The following is a 17583-nucleotide window of genomic DNA, read 5'->3' as shown; positions in this document are numbered from 1 at the left end:
AAGAGGCCAAAGGAGAGACCCGATGGAAGAATTGTATCAGTCCCTACCACAGGACAATGAAGACATTGATGGCTACTACAAAAAAGTGGCGAGCTTTTACAACTCTCTCAACGAAAAAGAGAAAGAGATTTTCCACACACGCGCTTCCAAAGCCAGGGAGACAATCGATACGCATGCTCCGGATATTTCCAATATCTTCTCAGACCCGGGCAAAAAAGCCGAACTGGAAACCTACCTGAAGGAAAAAGCCGGCATTAACGATGTCCCCGAGGACAAGGATATTCTTGATTCCGGGTTATTCTGAGAGCCTTCATACCTTCCTTCTGCAAAGGGCGATGCCGAATGGCATCGCCCTTTAATGTAATACATACCGCATTAAAGAATTAAGGTATCAGTCACTGAGCGCAGGCAAACCTTGGCCCTCATAATCAGCCGCCAGTCCCACGGATCGGCAGAGAGTCCGCAAAGCTTTCTCGGCATAGTCCGCACGCCTGTGATCGCGCGGCAGACCGTTATATTCCGCATCGCGGGACAGATACGCCGCCAACAGCCCGGTCACAAGAGCGGTTGCCGGCGAACTGCCGATGACGGATGCATACAAAGGCACCCCGGACGAGGATGGGACCGTCGCAATGACGGCGGCGCCAGGTGCTGCACACGTCAGCGCGGGACCGTAGCTCGTCATGGTCGACAAAAACCAGCCCTGCTGTCCGATTTTGCCGGTATCCGCCGGGCGTGTCGCTTGCAATGTGCCTTCGCTCGGCCCCGGCACATCACAGCCGAGCGCACTAACCGCAACCGTTTCAGCATATTGGGCAGGATATTGCACCGGTCCCGGATCATCACCGGCCGCAGCGATACACAAAGTGCCTACGGACCTGGCCTGACGGATCACGCGCTGCTGAACCTCGGAAGGCGCAACATCACTGAGGCTGAGATTGATCAAATCGGCCTTTTCAACGTTCGCCATGAGCGTGATGGCTTCGGCCACATCCGTTGGCTGCGCGCCGGCCATGGCTTTGTCATATACACGGATCGACATCACATCGGCACCGGGTGCAAGCCCTGCATAATTCCCCTTTTCCACAGGGCGGGCAGCGATTAACCCCGCCATCATTGTACCGTGCACAAAGATGTCCCGCCCATCCGGCACCAGCTTGCCGTTTATCAAGGCGCCCAAATCCCGCACATGGCTCAAACAGGGCTGGGGCCCGACACCGCTGTCGATCAGTCCGACATTTATCCCGGCCCCCAAATCCTGATCATAAACATCAATGCCGAGTGCCCTGTGCCACCATCCGAGAGGCCCGTCCATGACCAGGGGAGGACAGTCAAGATCAATCCTGGCGCCAATACGGTCATCGGCGGCATACCAATGTCCCGAAGCCGGCGCGGCCCCTGCAAAAACAGGCGTGTCAACAGACGGATCAAAGGCAAATTCGGCCGAGCCGCTCCGGTCGGCCGGCTGCATATGTTTGACAACGGTCCCATCCTGCATTCGGGTATCGACGAAAAGATAGGCGTCGGACAAAGGCCGACCCTGAGAGCAGGCGGTGACACGTATCTCATGCGCGGAGACAGCGGATGCTTTTTTATGAAGCAAGGCATTTGGAAAAGGGTGTGGCACTTGACATATCCTCGATCATGACGGTGTGCCCGGCAAACCGGGAGAACACCTTCGCCTGAACGGCACGGCAACGGGTATCGACAGTCCTTTACGAAGTCTGCCCGGCCGGATCCTTGCCGGTATCCTTGCCGACTGTTTTCGGCAGGCTGATATCAAAAAGAGTGCCGCCGGTGTCCACGTCGGCCACTTCTATGGTGCCCTTCAGCGCCCCGACAACAAAATTGTGGACTATATGCAGACCCAGTCCGGTGCTGCCTTCCCCCCGTCGTGTTGTGAAGAAAGGTTCAAAAATGCGGGCTCTTGTTTCAGCGGGAATTCCGCGCCCGTTATCGGCCACGGTCAAATGCACCGTATCCCCCCTGTCGGCTACGGTCACCCTGACCGTACCGGGGCGATTGTCCGGGAAAGCGTGGGTCAAGGCATTGGTTACCAGATTAGTGATGACCTGGCCGAGCGCACCGGGATTGGTCGTCAGGGATATTCCTTCCGGACCGTCCATGACGACCTGATGCGGGGTCTTCCGGACCATGGGTTTCAAGCTGGTCAGAACGTCCTTGATATATGTCGTCAGGTCTATGGTGGTGCGCTGCTGGCTGGTCTGGTCTGCGGATACCCTTTTGAAACTTTTGATCAGATCGGCGGCTCTTTCGGCGTTGTTCATGGTCAAAAGGCTCAGTTCCTCGCCGAGCCCGAGGAAACGTTCAAAATCCGCACGCTTGACCTGATTGGTCTCGAACAGTTTGCGCAAATGGTGGATTTCACCCTGGAGCTGCGAGGCACCGCTGACGACAAGACCGACCGGCGTATTCACCTCATGGGCAATGCCGGCCACGAGACCACCAAGAGCCGCCAGTTTTTCCGACTGCACAAGTTTGTCCTGGGTTTGCCAAAGCGCCGACATGGTATCCTGCATTTCTTTATTCTGATGCTCCAACAGTTGGCGCTGCTGGTCGATCTTGGCCGTCCTGTCGGCCACTTCGCTTTCCAGGGACGCCTGTCGCTGGCGGAGCAATGCCGTCCGCCACCGATACAAACCATAAAGCGCCAGACATACGACAATGACCATCAGCAGGAGAAACCACAGGCGCTGATAAAAGGCCGGCTGAACAATAACGGGCACGGAGATATCGGCACCGTTGAAAACGCCGGCCCGGTCGCTGGCCCGGATCAGCAGCCGGTATGACCCCGACGGCAAACCGGCATAGGAAGCAAATCGCCGGGTGATATCGCTTTCCGTCCAGTCTTCGTCATACCCCTCCAGCTTGTAGGCATATCGCAGCGTATTGGCACCGGCCATGTCAATGGCGGCAAATTCCACCGAAAAACCGCGCTCTCCAGGCGCTACCACGATATCGGACGGTGCTGCGGATGACAGTCCATATAAGGGCCTGTCATCAACCGTTACATGCGTCAGAACAGGCGGGGACAGTCTGAGCGGTTCTTCAAACAGGTCTTCGGATACGGAAAACAGAGTGCGCGGCACCGTGAAATAAATCTGACCGTCATTACCCGCCAGTCCGCCATAATCGGGAACCCCGGTGGGGATACCCCAGCCAGCATTGAACAGCCTTGTCGTTTCGGTCGCGGGATCGTGGGCGATAAGATGCCGGTCGGTCGCAATCCATATGCGGCCACGGCCATCGGCGACAATAGACCGTGCCGAAGTGGAGTCGAAAACAGCGCCATCGAAGGGAAAAACAAAGGCAGGATTTTCCGCCAAAGGATCGTCCGTATAAGCGATCTGATCACCGACAATCCAAAGCCGTCCCGTTGTATCGCGAAGCGTTCCGACAGTACCGCGCACCAGACGGTCCTGACCGCCGGTCCCGGTCCCGATACGGACCAGGGACTGCCTGTCCGCCGACAGGCGGTACAGGCCCTGACGGGAACCGATCCAGACATCTCCGTTTGGCATTTCATGGAATTTGGTGATCGGCAATATATTGGTCAGGTCCACATTCGGGTATCGACTGGCGAATTCCTCGACACCGCCAGTCTCGGGATCAAGAAGCAGAACACCACGGACGAAATCACCGATCCAGATCAGGCCGTTTGACTCCTCCATGATCGCCGGGCTGCCGCCGCCGTCGGCCCCTTCAAATTTGCTCAGGTCACCGGTTTTGGGGTCAAATACAAAAACACCGCCGCCAATAGTGGGCAGCCATATTCTGCCGTCACGGGCCTTCATGGCCGTCAAAATCCAGACGGCGCCATCCTTGCCGGGCGTCAGATCCAATTCGCGGTCAAGGATGAAGTTACCGTTTACCACCCGGAAGAGTGCCGGCATCTTGTCCCGTGCCGCGATCAGAAGACGGCCATCATCAAGCTGCGCCAGAATACGCATGAAATCATAGGATGACAGGACCGACGGATTTCCGGCACGACTGGTGTAGGATCTGACCAGGTCATTCGCCGGGACATGCAGGTTTAACCCGCCGCCAAAGGTCGGCACCCATATCAGACCCTCATCATCCTGAAAGGTACCGAAAACGCCATCAAGGCTCAGGCTTTGAAGATTGCCGGGATCATGGCCCAGATGGCGGCTGGTTTGCCTGTGCGGATCGATCAGGTCAATTCCGGCATCCCTGTATGACACCCAGACACGGCCTGCCATATCCTCGAAAACACTTGTGACGAAATTGGCGCGTAAATTATAGGGCGGCTGGTCAGGGCGGATATGGTCCAGGGTGTTTTTGTCCCGGTCCCATAAAAGCAGGCCGATGCCGTCGGTGCCGATCCACATGCGGCCAGCCCGGTCAAAATTCATCACAGCGGCACGCGCAAGGGGCAAGTCGGTTTCAAAACCGGCAATTTGCGATATGCGTTCAAACCGGTCGGTACCCTGAACCCAGCGCTGAATACCGCCATTCATACATCCGACCCAAACCCCGTCCTGGGGACCGATCTGGATATCGACACAAAGGTTACTGGCCAGACCGTCCGGCTTTTCCGGATCGAAACGATAATGTGTTTCGGTTTCAAGGTCGGCACTCAGATGGACGATACCGTGGCCATAAACCGCGAACATAAGACCGCCGCCGGGCACTTCATGCAAATCCAGAACCTGGCCGTTTAAATACGTGTCCGCATTGCGCGGGTCATCGCCAAAACGGCGATAAAGACCAGTCTGCGGATCATACATGCTGACCCCGCTGGACTCGGTTCCGGCCCAGACACGGCCCCGGCTGTCAACATGCACGCTGCGCAGCCTGTTGCCGCTCAGGGAATTCGGATTGCCGGGGTCATGGATAAACTGCCGGAAACGATAACCGTCAAAGCGAAACAGCCCCTGATAGGTTGCAAGCCACAAGAAACCATTCGCATCACGGTCCGCCTGCGAGATAATCGGCGATGTCAGGCCTTGTTCCGCACCGAAATGCTGAAAGCGGATATCCGGCAGCACCAGAGTACCGGCACCGGAAGCGCCCTCCCTGCCCGGTTCATTCGGGATTGAAGCCGTTTCAATGGCGTGCAAAGGATGAGCAGCCGCCATACCGAGGACAGCGGTAAAAACGGCAGTCAACAAGGAATAGGCCATGACGGCTGGCACATGTGCCAGACAATATAGGCCATGTCGCCTTAGCATACGCAGCATGCCAGACACTTAGAGTCGGAAAATCGCTTTGAACCGTATCATGACGTCAATGATCCCCCCCTCACTCGCGATTGCCCCCTTGGCGGACCGGCTTGAACGGTTGACCCTTATGAACGGATCATCTCCGGTTGAAGTTCACCTCCGGCCGTCGCGCAGTTTAGCGGCTTTAATTCGTCTGGCAAACGGAAGATATATTTTCACCAAGAAGCTTTTGAAAACAGGCCCTTACGGCGAAGGCGCGCTGGAAAACCATATCAGAGCCGGACACACGGATGCAGCAGTCCTTGCCTGCCGCCCGGCTTTCCTGGGCAGCATCGATGGCTGGCAGTTTTCCGAAGGCATTCCGGACGCCCGCCCACTGCGGGATTATCTGCATCAGGACAGCGATTTCCAACAGAACACGGGACTACGCCTGGGAGAAACAATCGCTGGCATACAAACCGCCCAGAAAACCACCCACGCGGCACACACACACACCGACAATACCGATACCGGGACAAACACGATGCCGGTTTCACCGGCACAGACGCATATCAAACCGCTATCTCTCATGAATCCGCAGGACTATGCCCTCCTGCCCGGTACGGACCGCGATCTCTATGCCGCAGCGGCACAAAAATGTGCCCCCGGCATACGGGTTCTTCAAAGCAGCCTGCGGCAGACATGCCTTGTCCATGGGGACCTGAATGCGGGCAATATCCTGCTGACAGGGACGTCCGACCGCGAAACGCTCCATCTGGTGGACTGGGACCGGTGCGGGATGGGCGACCCGGCATGGGATCTGGGGCATATCATTGCAGCAGCACTGATCGCATGGTCCAACGGTGTGCATACCGGCCATGACACCAGTCTGGACGCCGCGCTTGCCACAGCCGAACGCCCGTGGCCGCGCTATGCCGATTGGCTCGCCAGCGTATGGGCGGGATACAAACAGTCCATGACCAATACCGCCACGGCACCCGCATGCGATGATACCGCCTGGCGAACTGCCGGATACGCGCTGCTGCAAAAAGGCTTCAACCGCTTGTCGCAAACAGGGGTGCTCGGCCTCAAGGGCCGGCTTATTCTGTCCATGGCGGAAACGTTAACGAACCAGCCGGCGGACGCCCGACATGCGCTGATGCCCGCCCCAAATACCATCCAATAAAGGGGAACGGTCTTGACCAGTCCAGACACTGATACGGCCAAGAACGTGACAGACGTCCTGATCCGGAAACTCTGCCGTGATTTCAGCCTGACACACGAAGGGCTGTGGCAGCATGCGGATCTGGGCATGATCGAAGATACGGATACGGTGGACACAGACACACCGGATATCGCACGCCTGAACAGGCTGACCAATGTGATCTACAGCGTTTATTATCTGGGTACGCCACAGGCTGTCACGCCCCCGTCCGGTCCAACCGGACCGATCCTGACCGTTTTCGACAGGGAAAACCCGTCATTCTCAAATGCACTGCGACAGGCGGTACCGGGCAGCGGCTACCGGGATCCGGGATGGCGGATTGTGGACAGAACGCCTGAAGAAAACGGAATGGTGGTGGAGAAAAAAGGCGTCTATCTTCTCGTACCAGATGCTCCATCGACGGCACAAAAAGATGGAACGGTCGCCATTGATATGCCGCGCTATCGTCCCTATGCCATACCGGGTTTTTTCATGGCTTGGGCAGCGGCCGGCCCCTGCCCGCACGGTGACGCCATGGACAGGCTGTATATCAACAGTGACAGCCGCCAAGTCGCAGACTTTGTACGCCTTCTGTGCCTTTGGGCTGACAGCCACGACATGGCGATGACCCTGAAAGCGGTCAATGCACCGGGCCATTGTGGCAGACCCGATACGATTGTCAGCTACTGGCCGCGTGATGTCTGGCGCCCTTTACGGCAAACTTTGCTTACCACACTGGAACAGAGTGGTCTGCCCATGCGGCAGAGCGTCCCGGCGTTCACGGCGCGGCTGGGCCCCGGCCTTGCGTGGGCAGAGGGCATTGCCGGCGATAAGGACAGCGAAGGCAACAGCGGACCGGATGTTACTAGCTTCGGCAAACACCGCTGCACCCAAATCGCAAAAGGGCTTGAGAGAGCACGAAAGGCCGGAGACCGAACCCCCGCAGGGCGTTACCGCGCCGTAGCAGACGCCTGGGCCAAAGCGGGTATCAGTTTCCGGCACCCCCACCTCTCCCCTAGCAGGACCGGGATATGAAGTCCGCCGCAAGGCCTGGTCAGAACGGGATGGAAGAAAGCGTTTGATTATACGTCAGGAAGAGGTGCCGAGCGCGTCGAAAAAACGGCGGATACGATCGAACCGTTCATAGACCTGTTCCACATCTTCACGGATACTCTGCCAATCGTCTGCCTGCGCTTCTTTTTCAACCACTTTGGCTGCGCGGAACAGTTCGGTTCCACCGACCACCGTGCTGCTGCTGGCGACACGGTGCGCGGCCTCACGCGTTTTAACGGCGTCTTCCTCACGGCTGGCTTTGAGCAGATCATCAAGATAATGCGGCGTATCATCCAGGAAAGAGTCAATGACGACCTGGGCCTTGTCATTAATGGTGCCGAATGTCTCAAGAAGAGTGTTCAGATCCAGGCCGGCACGGCTGGCTTCTTCCTGCAAAGGGGTTTTGCCGACCTTTGCCGCCGCCTGCGCCTTGACCAGGGAAAGAACGGGCTGCTGCATGGTTGATACGCGCGGGCATGTTTCCGGAAGCCATTTTTCAAGAGCCTCTTTAAGGGCCCTCATGGTTGTCGGCTTGGTCAGATAATCATCCATGCCCGCATTCCTGGACAGGGCGATTTCCTCCGGCAGCGCACTGGCCGACAAACCGACCACGGGCATATGGGTCCCACTCGCGCGCTCTTCCCGACGCAATTCACGGACAAATGTGTAGCCATCCATTTCCGGCATATGGCAATCGGCCAAAACCAGATCGTAATATCCGGGGTTCATCAGCACGGCATCCAGGGCCTGCTCGCCATTTTCAACAACGCTGACCTTGGCTGCCAGACGTTCCAGCATGCGCCGGATGACAATCTGGCTTGCCGGGGTATCTTCGGCCACCAGAATACGGGCTTCGGGGAAAAAGACGTCATTCTCGGCAGCGCCCGCGGTCTGATGGAAACGGCTATCATCAGACATGGCTTCAGCGCCGGAGCGATCCGGGTTCAGCATCAATTCAACCGTCCTGACCAGAATCTGACGGCGGATGGCCTTCATCACCAGACGGTCAATGCCGTATTTGCGGATACGGTTTATCAGGGACCGGCTTGAACGCCGCACCATGACAGCAATCGGCAAATCCTTAAAACCGGCCTTTTCCTGAATGGCGCGAATGGTATGGAAACAGTGCTGTCCGCGCACCACTTCATCCACCACGACCGCATGTACAGCGGCCTCGCGCTGTTGCTCCTGCCGGATCAGCATGACGGCTTCGTCCGGGCTGGTGGCCTGCAGAACTTCCGCCCCCTCATCCAGCAGAATACTCCGGGCATGGGCCGCAGTGCCGCCCTGATCCGCGACCAGAAGCACACGAACATCCGCCAGGCTGCGCTCCGATGTTTCCGCGGGCTCCACCACCGGCAAAGTAAGGCGGAGCCAGAAACGCGCGCCTTCCCCCTTGCGGCTGCTGACATCAATTTCGCCGTCCATCATATCAACCAGGCGCCGGCAGATGGCCAGCCCCAGGCCCGTCCCGCCATATTTGCGGGCCGTATTGGCGGTGGCCTGTTCAAAAGGCATGAACAGGCGCTGGCGTTCCTCTTCACTCAGCCCGATACCGGTATCTTCCACCTCAAAGCGGACCGTACAGCTTGTATCGTCACTGTATTCCGGCAAAACGCGGACTATGACGTGACCATGATGGGTAAATTTGATGGCGTTACCCACCAGATTGATCAGAATCTGCTGCACGCGTGTGGGGTCGCACTTGACCAGTCTGGGCGTACTGGGGGCTACTGCACACAGTAAATCGATATCTTTCAACCAGGCCCGGGTCGCGATCGGGTCAAGGGCACCGTGGATCAGGTCTTCCAGATTGACCGTGTCCGGCACAATCGCCAGCTTGCCGGCCTCAATCTTGGAAAGATCGAGAATATCGTCGATGATGCTCAGCAAAAAATGGGCGCTGTCGCGGCAGGTATCGATAAGTTCCTGCTCCTCTGTCCCGATCTCGCTGCCGGACAGCAGGTCCAGTGTCCCGAGAATACCGCTCATGGGCGTACGGATTTCATGACTGACGGATGCGAGGAACAAAGAACGCGCCGCCGACTTTTCTTCCGCGAGACGGCGCTCATGTTCCATCTTCTCCAGATCGACAATGTCGGCATAGTTGCGCAGGGCACCGATGACCGATGTGGCCAGCCGCTCCTGCGTCAGCTCTGTTTTCGAGCGATAATCATTAATGTCGTATTTCAGAATGGCCTCGGTTTCAGGGGCCTGACCGGGCTGTCCGGTGCGCAGAACGATGCGGACGCGCCGGTCACCGAGGTCCTGACGAATTTCGTCCACCAGCTTCAGGCCCGCATCTTCTTCCTCCATGACGACATCAAGCAGAATAACCGCAATATCGTCATGCCCGCCGATCACGTCCCGCGCCTCACGCGCGGAGTAGGCGCTGAGGAATTTCAGGCGCCCTCCCCGAAACTCAAGATCGCGAAGGTTGAGTTTCGTCAGCGTGTGCACTTCGGGTTCGTCATCAACAATCAGAACCTTCCACAGCCTTGCCTCTGCAAGACTGTCACCTTCGGTGGCGGCAAGATCGATATCATCCGCAAACTTATAAGCGTCAGCCATTGGCCTCTGGCACCCAAGCGTCAAAACACACAACTGTGGTCAAGTTAATCAGGTCGTATGGAATATAAAAGCAATATTGTAAATATTTGACAGTCAACCCCACTACACATGAATACGCCTTTGCGTTGCTAAACTTTAAGAACCTTGGACAAACGCTTTTTAAGAGCATCAAAAACCACAGGTTTTAAAATATAGCTCTGAACTCCCAATTGTCTTGCTTTATACAAATCATCCGTATCGGCACTGCCGGACAGAAATATGACAGGCGTTCGCGACTTGGACGGCGAATAGCGGACATTCGCCCCCTGACGCAAGGCCTTCAGGAAGTCGATTCCGCCGATCGGTTCCATATGTACATCGCACAGGATAAGGCTGTAGCTGTTCTGATCCAGTTTTCGCAATGCTGCGGACCCATCGGCGGCCTCATCAACCTGTGCAAAGCCCAGCTTTTCAAGCATGGCCTTTACAAGACCCCGCACGACCACCTCATCATCGACAAGCAGAATGGAAAAGGGCTCAAACCCCATCTGTACGGTCATAAGCCAACCTTCAAACAACGCAGTCCGCCGACACTTGCCCGCAATGTCGGCAAGTCCGTCAAAATGTGCTCATAGGTTGAACCAGATTGCAAGGGTCGGGCTAGAGAATTGCCCTATTATACTTTTAGCAGACCAGTCACTTGTGCGCCTGAAAGGTTTCCAGGCATCACGGGTATCAGCGCAGACTGGAGGATAGGGCATCCATCGGCGGGGCCCACCATACAGACGCACGGTGCGCGCGCATGACGGACTTCAGTGTATGCGGGTAACGTTCAATCCGTTCTGTACAGCCAGGTGCAGAAGCGACCGGTCCCCGGCCAGGTGACCGGCTCCAACGGCAAGGACGAATGTACCCGGCCTGTCCAAAATACCGTCCAGTTCCGTCATCCAGTTCCTGTTTCGACTGTACAGCAGTTTTTCCGCCAGGCTCGGATAGGCCCCAAGCTGACGGTTCAGAAGCGTATCCAGAGCTTCCATGTCGCCGCGGACCCAGGCTGCGGTCATGGCATCCATCTGCATGCCCAGCTGCCCTGCATCTTCGAGCAATTGGCCGATCAGGGCCAAGGCCTCACCATCGGTCATACCGTCAAACAGGGACAACTGAAATGCGGCTGTTTCCAGGCCTTCGACGGGGATACCTTTCGTCTGTGCCCTGTCGACCAAAACGGCCTCCACACCGGCCCGGGGTTCGTAACCGAGCTTCAGAAAGCGCAGTGCCGCATAGGTCAGTCCCCCAAGCCACGGTTTGTAACGCAAAAAACCCGCCTCCGGCAGGCCGAGCGCGGTCAGTTCCGTTTTCAGCTGCTCGTACATATCGGCCGGCAGATGGTCCCGCATGGTCTGACCATCCGGCAGCAGGCCTATTTTCTGCACAAGCGGCTGCATCACCTGCGGGCTTTGCTCCACAGGAGACAGTTCCAGATACAGGGTATCCGCGCCGTCAACAACCGCCTGCAGGTCCGGGGTCAGCCAGGCAGTGCCGGGTTTGAGAACATGGATCGTCCCGAAGACATGCACGGTCGTATCCCCGTCCGCCACACGCCACAATGCCGGACGCTCGTCGCCCGCGAGAGCGGCGTGGGCACACATGATCCAGAGTCCTATGGCAACCAGTATTTTCATTCTTTTACTCCCCGCCATGCATCGATCCATCATACAGCCTATTCATACACCATCATATTACAGGCATCGGCACAGTGCGGAAATAAGTCAATGCAGCAATAACCGTTCGGGGAAAACGGAATCATGGCTCCGACGGCCGTCGGCGGGGCAACAAACGACCGTCAATGACCAAAAGCCCGGACGCGATCAAAGCCATACCGGCGACATGGCCGGCAGCAAGATGCTCGCCCAAAAACAGAATTCCCAGCAAAACGGCACTGACAGGCACCAGAAATGTCACCAGCAAGAGATTGGTGGCCCCGGCTGTCGCCAAAAGACGGAAATATAGAATATAGGCAAAAGCGGTGGACAGAATACCCAGACCGGCCAACGCAGCCCATACAGGCCCTTCCGGTACGGCCTGCTCCCAGGGCCGGTCCACAAACAGGGCGAACGGCAACAACAACACACTGGATGCCGTCACCTGCCCCGTGGCCGTGACAAAGGGTGTCATGCCCATGGTTCGGAAACGGCGCCCGTAAACACCCGCGAACGCATAGGACACGCCCGCCGCCAATACGGCCAATTGCGCCAGAACATTTTCATCCATACCGCCCATTGCCTCGGGGCCGACGATTACGACCACACCGGTAAGCCCCAGCAGAACACCGACAGCCTTGCCAAGGGTGATACGTTCGTCTGCCAGCACCGCGCCCGCGACCAATATGGTAAACAAAGGCGTTGTGGCATTAAGGATGGAAGCCAACCCGGACGATATATATGTCTGCCCCCAGACAATCAGGCTGAACGGCAAAACATTGTTCAAAAACCCCATACAGAAAAAAGCGCCCCATATGGACGGATCGCGCGGCATCGGCTGACGCAATGCCGCCATGATCAGCCACAACACCATGGCGGCCAGGAGAACCCTTGTCGCCACAATCGTAAGAGGCGGTACGTCCGCTACGGCCACACCGATGAAGAAGAAAGACCCTCCCCATATCATGGACAGCATCGCCAGCATGCCCCACTGGCCAAGGGTCATGGATCTGTTGGTCTGTCCACTTAAGCTTCTTTCCGTTCTATTATTGGGAAGGAGGAAGTGCCCATGGGACGATTATCGACAGCAAAGAAGGCAGCGCCGCGTGATGCGGCGAGCAAGGTGGCGCAGCAGCGTTTGAGCGTGCTGGAGTTGACCAGGGAGCTTGGCAACATTGCCGAGGCGTGCCGGCAGAGGGGCATGGACCGGACCAGCTTCTATGAGCGGAAGCGCCGGTTTCAGACGCAAGGCTTTGACGGGCTGAAGGAACTGCCACCGATCCACAAGAGCCACCCGCAGACAACCCCGCCTGAGACGGTGGAGAAGATCAAGGCGCTGGCTCTGAACACCCGACGTATGGCTGCAACCGGCACGAGGCGATGCTAGCGCTTGAAGGGATTCGGGTTTCGTCGATCACGATCCAGAAGATCCTGCACGACCACGGGCTGGGCACGAAGATCGACCGCTGGCTGGCGCTGGAGCGGCACACCGCCGACAAGGCGATAGAGATCACCGCCGAGCAAGTCGCCTTCCTTGAGAAGCTGAACCCCTGCTTCCAGGAAAGACATATGGAATCAAAGGCTCCGGGAGAACTGCTGTCTGCGGACATCTTCTTCGTCGGCGCGCTCAAGGGCGTCGGAAAGGTCTACCTGCACGCCGTGGTCGATACCTACGGCAGCTACGCCTTCGGCTTTCCGCACGTCTCCAAACAGCCCGAGGCGGCCGTCGCGGTGCTGCACAATGACGTGCTGCCCTTCTACCGCAATCTCGATCTCCCGGTGAAAGCGTCCTGACCGACAATGGCCGCAAGTTCTGCGGCACCGAGCGCCACCCCTACTAGCTCTACCTCGATCTCAACGGCATCAAGCATCGCCGCACCTAGGTCAAATCACCGAAAACCAATGGTTTCGTCGAGCGTTTCAACAGTACCGTCTTGGACGAGTTCTTCCGCATCAAGATGCGTGAAACCTTCTACGAGACGGTCGAGGCGCTGCAGGCCGATCTCGACGCCTGGCTTGTCCACCACAACACCGAGCGCCCGCATCTGGGCTACCGAAATCAGGGCCGACGGCCCATCGAAACCGTCATGTCATGCGTTAGACAAGACGCTTAACGGGACAGCTCATATGGTGTCAGTCGTCGGTCAGCCCGATATCCACCAATGTCTGCAGCAAAGCCTCTCAGGCACCTTGTTCGGCCCAGCGGCAAAAGCCGCACATAACCGAGTTCTATTTACTTTAGCACTCATGTATACCACGCCAAGGACAAACGGTGCACATCACAAATAAAGCATGCCGTTGAGATAATGCTGATTACCCTGCACCGATCATGCGTGCTGACCTCGCTCCGGCAACAAAAACACCCCGATGATCTTACATTCCACTTCCTTCGGATTCCCGCGATAACCTTGTGCGCTCAAAGCTGTCTTCCAAAAGACAGCTTTGATTCAGAAAATCACCTCAGAAAGAACCACTTTTGTCAATCAAGGCCTAGATCAGGCCATAACTCCTGAGTTGTTTTTCGCCGATAAGCCTGATGATGTCTGCTAATCCTTCAGTATCTATTATGAAGGTTTCATACAAGGGACCTTCCGCAGGTAAAACCTTAGCAAGTCCAGAGGTTACAATGTCTCTGCTCACTCCGTTTTCAACAAATGCATCCACACCCTTATGAGTGAATCTCCTGGGGACCTCACATCCGCTTGACAATTCTATTCCATTTGCAATTGCACTCGCGACGATAGCTAACGCCTGTCTTTTGGTCGGTTTGCGCGTCACGTGTTTAAACGCCTGGGTAGGCTTCGGCCTTGTAACCCTACCGACCACCTTCACACAGATACTTTTTGGTTGTCCAAGTGAAAGAAGGAATCTGTTTAGGATAGCCCGTTCAGAGTCATCGGTGGGTACCCCTCCAAGGCTAGCGCGATGCTTTTCTTTAGAATGGGGAGCGGCCCCAGCAGTGCTTCCCCCTCCCGGTGCCAGATTGGTAAGAAGCCCACCTTCATGAAGCCGCTTCAATTTCTCGATCAATTGAGTTTCGCGCTTGTATGCCAACACCTCATCCTCAAACAAACTATCGATCTCATAGATAATTTGTGCCCCAGATTTAAGTATACTCCTTATAATGTTCGTCTTATATGGATTGGATGAGTATCGGGTCTCATGCTGGGCTTCTCTCACGTGGTAGAATACACGGTCTTTTTTACCTTTCCCCACATAGAATTCTTGTCCATCTGGCCGACGTAAAATATAAACGTAAAAACGGTTTTCATATCTTAGGAAATCCGATAAGCCCTTATTATTGCCTCTATATTCACTCATAGTGCCCATCACCATCCCCAATTGTTTTTATAGAAAAACATATGATATGATCATGAAAATATTATTTACTAAACTCGCCGAAAACGCAGCTTTTCCCAAGAAAAATTGGCAACAATATTCCTAGGCTATATTAATAAAAAAGGTTTCGATTTTGGCCGGTTTTTGCTTCAAGGTTGCTTTTTTAAGGAGCCGTCATCGACTGTGCCGATTTATCGGATGCATAATAGTATATTTGTAGCTTTGCTTCCACCATAATGCGGCCGCCATGCTCGCCCTACAGGTGGCAATCACCCGTTTTGAAATGGTATGGTGCTGCGCACCGGTTATCCTTGGCGCGACATTTAAGTCGCTATGGAAAATGAAATTCTGTCTATGTCCGTTTCCGCCGTTGGACCGAACAAGGCGTTTGGGATGCTGTCCAGTAAAAGTTATGATGATGGCAGCGTGCATGAAGACCTGCCGATGCAATGCAGACGGCCAATCATTCCGAGATGCTCAAACCGCAAAATCCACCTCAATGCGACTGTCAAAGATACAAAGACCGCAACCGCGTGGAGCGCATGTTTGGCTTTCTCAAACACTCAAGGCGCACCATAACCCGTTACAAAAAGCGCGCACTGTCCTGCCTAAGTTTCTTAAACTTTGCCGCGGTGAGACTTTGGATCAAAACTTTTGACAACAGGGCCTAGGTTATCGCACGTTTGAGGCGCTTTATCAGCGGTTCAGGCATGATCTTCCTGATGGCTTCCGCCCGGCCGTCGGCGCCCTGGACCATCAATGCCTGTTCATGCAGTCTTTCCCGGTCCATATCCCGGATCGTGCCAATGATGTCGCTGCATTCCTGTTCGGTATAGCCAAGGGCACCGAGAGATTTGGCGGCAAGACTGATCGCGGATTCAAAGGTTTCGCGCACATAGTCCTGCACCCCCATATCCATGAGTTGGATAGCGTGGATACGATCATACGCCCGCACCAGCAGACGCGCCTGTGGAAACTTGGCCTGCACCAAGCGCACAATGGCATCCGTCCTGGCATGGTCATCGATACAGACGATGATCAGCTTGGCGCGCGCGGCCCCTGAGGCACGCAGGACGTCACGGCGCGTGCCATTGCCGAAATGAATGCGGACGCCGAAACGCCCCGCCTCGCGTACGCGTATGGGATCATTGTCAATGATCGTCACCCGCAAATCCTGCGACAGCAGTGCCTGGGAAACCACCTGGCCAAACCGGCCAAAGCCGATCACCAGTACATCGCCGCCCGCATCGGAAAAATCCTCGTCAATGGTATCGCCGGTTTTTTTGTGCAGCAGATAGGGCGCCAAGCGTTCCACCAGCGGAGAAAACGCCATGGAAAAAGTGACAACCGCCACCAAGATTGACGCCGTCTGCGCGTCGAACAGCATTGCGGACGATGCCGCCGAAAACAGCACGAAACCAAACTCGCCGTGCTGCGGCAGGGCCAGCGACGTCAGCACGGCGGTATTGTGGCCCCCTCGGAACAGGCGGGAGACAGTATAGATGGCCACCCCCTTCAACAGCATCAATATCGGCACGGCGGCCAGAATGATCAGCCAGTTTTCAACGACGACACCAAGATCCAGCGAAATACCGACCGCCATGAAAAACAGGCCCAGGAAGAGCCCACGGAAAGGTTCGATATTCGCCTCGACCTCATGGCGGTAGGAGGATTCCGCCAGCATCACACCGGCGATAAACGCCCCCATGGCATAGGACATGCCGGCCAGATCCATCAGCATGGCCGCGGCGATCACCACACCAAGAGCACTGGCCGTCATGATTTCCGGCATACGGGCCTGCGCCAACAAGCGAAAGATCGGGTCCAGCATATAGCGCCCGACAATCACCAGTATGGCTATGGCACCAATGCCAATGGCGACGCTGATCAGGCTTTCCTTAAAACCGATCTCGCCGCTGGCGGGGGCCAGGAGCTCCACCAGTAGCAAAAGCGGTACGATGGCTAGGTCCTGAAACAACAGAATGGAGAAAGAAGCCTGACCATGTTTGCTGCCCCGCTCGCCGCGTTCGTCCAACCGTTGCATGACAAGCGCGGTGGACGATAGCGCCAGGCCAAGACCGATAACCATGCTGGCCTGCCAGCCAAGGCCGAAGAGCAACGGCGGAACGGCGAGCACAAATCCGCACAGCGCTACCTGACAGGCCCCAAGACCAAAAATAACGCCGCGCATTTCCCACAGGCGCGCGGGTTTCAACTCCAGCCCGATGATAAACAGGAAAAGTACCACACCAAATTCGGCAAAGTGCAGCAGGTCCTCGGGATGATCGGAAAAGCTGAGTGTGAGAAAGCTGGCCACCGCCACGCCGGAAGCCAGATAGCCAAGAACAGTCCCAAGACCGAGCCGCCGGAACATGGGTACCAACAGGCATGCCGCAACGATGAGCGCCAGTGCCTCCCAAAAGCGCATTTCAAGCGACGTGGGTTCAAATTCAATCAAAGCGGCGGCTCCCATCACATAATGCTGTAGATGATGACATAACCGTCCACGTCGCTTTTTCAAATACAGAAGTCCGGGGGTATCTCTTTGAAAGAG

At 56.2% G+C, this 17583-nt stretch carries 11 protein-coding genes and 1 pseudogene; 4 read left to right on the top strand and 8 right to left on the bottom strand.

The features are described 5' to 3' along the window. Window positions 1-22 precede the first annotated feature (22 nt). Complete coding sequence (locus BXY39_RS11705) at window positions 23-304, top strand: hypothetical protein (RefSeq protein WP_121939078.1); 282 nt, start codon at window positions 23-25, stop codon at window positions 302-304. 87 nt (window positions 305-391) lie between these two features. Here BXY39_RS11705 and BXY39_RS11700 read toward each other — a convergent pair whose 3' ends face one another. Together BXY39_RS11700 and BXY39_RS11695 are read right to left on the bottom strand one after the other, a co-directional pair. Then, complete coding sequence (locus BXY39_RS11700) at window positions 392-1531, bottom strand: S8 family peptidase (RefSeq protein WP_121939077.1); 1140 nt, start codon at window positions 1529-1531, stop codon at window positions 392-394. A gap of 184 nt (window positions 1532-1715) precedes the next feature. Then, window positions 1716-5165 carry a sensor histidine kinase gene (locus BXY39_RS11695; RefSeq protein ID WP_170163800.1) on the bottom strand — a complete coding sequence of 1150 codons (3450 nt, stop codon included), beginning with the start codon at window positions 5163-5165 and terminating at the stop codon, window positions 1716-1718. Window positions 5166-5433: 268 nt separating this feature from the next. Here BXY39_RS11695 and BXY39_RS11690 point away from each other — a divergent pair, with 268 nt between their 5' ends. Together BXY39_RS11690 and BXY39_RS11685 are read left to right on the top strand one after the other, a co-directional pair. Next, window positions 5434-6369, top strand: a complete 936-nt coding sequence (locus tag BXY39_RS11690) for a phosphotransferase family protein (protein ID WP_170163799.1) — start codon at window positions 5434-5436, stop codon at window positions 6367-6369. Between the two features lie 12 nt (window positions 6370-6381). Continuing rightward, entirely contained in the window at window positions 6382-7422 is a 1041-nt protein-coding gene (locus BXY39_RS11685; protein WP_147453557.1) for a T3SS effector HopA1 family protein, read from the top strand. A 54-nt stretch (window positions 7423-7476) separates the two neighbouring features. Here the strand turns inward: BXY39_RS11685 and BXY39_RS11680 are convergent, their stop codons facing one another. From BXY39_RS11680 to BXY39_RS11665, 4 genes are all read right to left on the bottom strand, one after another. Continuing rightward, window positions 7477-10011 carry a response regulator gene (locus BXY39_RS11680; RefSeq protein ID WP_121939073.1) on the bottom strand — a complete coding sequence of 845 codons (2535 nt, stop codon included), beginning with the start codon at window positions 10009-10011 and terminating at the stop codon, window positions 7477-7479. A 128-nt stretch (window positions 10012-10139) separates the two neighbouring features. Then, entirely contained in the window at window positions 10140-10550 is a 411-nt protein-coding gene (locus BXY39_RS11675) for a response regulator (RefSeq protein WP_121939072.1), read from the bottom strand. A 252-nt stretch (window positions 10551-10802) separates the two neighbouring features. After that, on the bottom strand, window positions 10803-11672 hold the full coding sequence (locus tag BXY39_RS11670; RefSeq protein ID WP_170163798.1) for a TraB/GumN family protein: 870 nt from the start codon (window positions 11670-11672) through the stop codon (window positions 10803-10805). 121 nt (window positions 11673-11793) lie between these two features. Further along, window positions 11794-12696, bottom strand: a complete 903-nt coding sequence (locus BXY39_RS11665; protein ID WP_121939070.1) for a DMT family transporter — start codon at window positions 12694-12696, stop codon at window positions 11794-11796. A 63-nt stretch (window positions 12697-12759) separates the two neighbouring features. Here BXY39_RS11665 and BXY39_RS11660 point away from each other — a divergent pair. Further along, window positions 12760-13804: pseudogene (locus BXY39_RS11660) on the top strand (IS481 family transposase). Window positions 13805-14180: 376 nt separating this feature from the next. Here BXY39_RS11660 and BXY39_RS19175 read toward each other — a convergent pair. Then, entirely contained in the window at window positions 14181-15020 is an 840-nt protein-coding gene (locus BXY39_RS19175) for a GIY-YIG nuclease family protein (protein WP_147453556.1), read from the bottom strand. A 676-nt stretch (window positions 15021-15696) separates the two neighbouring features. Beyond that, a complete protein-coding gene (locus tag BXY39_RS11650) occupies window positions 15697-17487 on the bottom strand; it encodes a monovalent cation:proton antiporter-2 (CPA2) family protein (RefSeq protein WP_170163797.1) in 1791 nt (596 codons plus the stop codon). Window positions 17488-17583 lie beyond the last annotated feature (96 nt).

Origin of the sequence: Eilatimonas milleporae, assembly GCF_003688555.1 — a bacterium.
GTDB lineage: Bacteria > Pseudomonadota > Alphaproteobacteria > Sphingomonadales > Kordiimonadaceae > Eilatimonas > Eilatimonas milleporae.
The sequence above is the reverse complement of the archived record's forward strand: the minus strand, read 5'-3'. Positions and strand labels throughout refer to the sequence as shown.

Bases quoted from the DNA above. Each gene is read 5' to 3' on its own strand.
- BXY39_RS11705 (WP_121939078.1), top strand. From the start codon at position 23: ATGGAAGAATTGTATCAGTCCCTACCACAGGACAATGAAGACATTGAT.
- BXY39_RS11695 (WP_170163800.1), bottom strand. From the start codon at position 5,165: ATGGCCTATTCCTTGTTGACTGCCGTTTTTACCGCTGTCCTCGGTATG.
- BXY39_RS11680 (WP_121939073.1), bottom strand. From the start codon at position 10,011: ATGGCTGACGCTTATAAGTTTGCGGATGATATCGATCTTGCCGCCACC.
- BXY39_RS11675 (WP_121939072.1), bottom strand. From the start codon at position 10,550: ATGACCGTACAGATGGGGTTTGAGCCCTTTTCCATTCTGCTTGTCGAT.
- BXY39_RS11670 (WP_170163798.1), bottom strand. From the start codon at position 11,672: ATGAAAATACTGGTTGCCATAGGACTCTGGATCATGTGTGCCCACGCC.
- BXY39_RS11665 (WP_121939070.1), bottom strand. From the start codon at position 12,696: ATGACCCTTGGCCAGTGGGGCATGCTGGCGATGCTGTCCATGATATGG.
- BXY39_RS19175 (WP_147453556.1), bottom strand. From the start codon at position 15,020: ATGGGCACTATGAGTGAATATAGAGGCAATAATAAGGGCTTATCGGAT.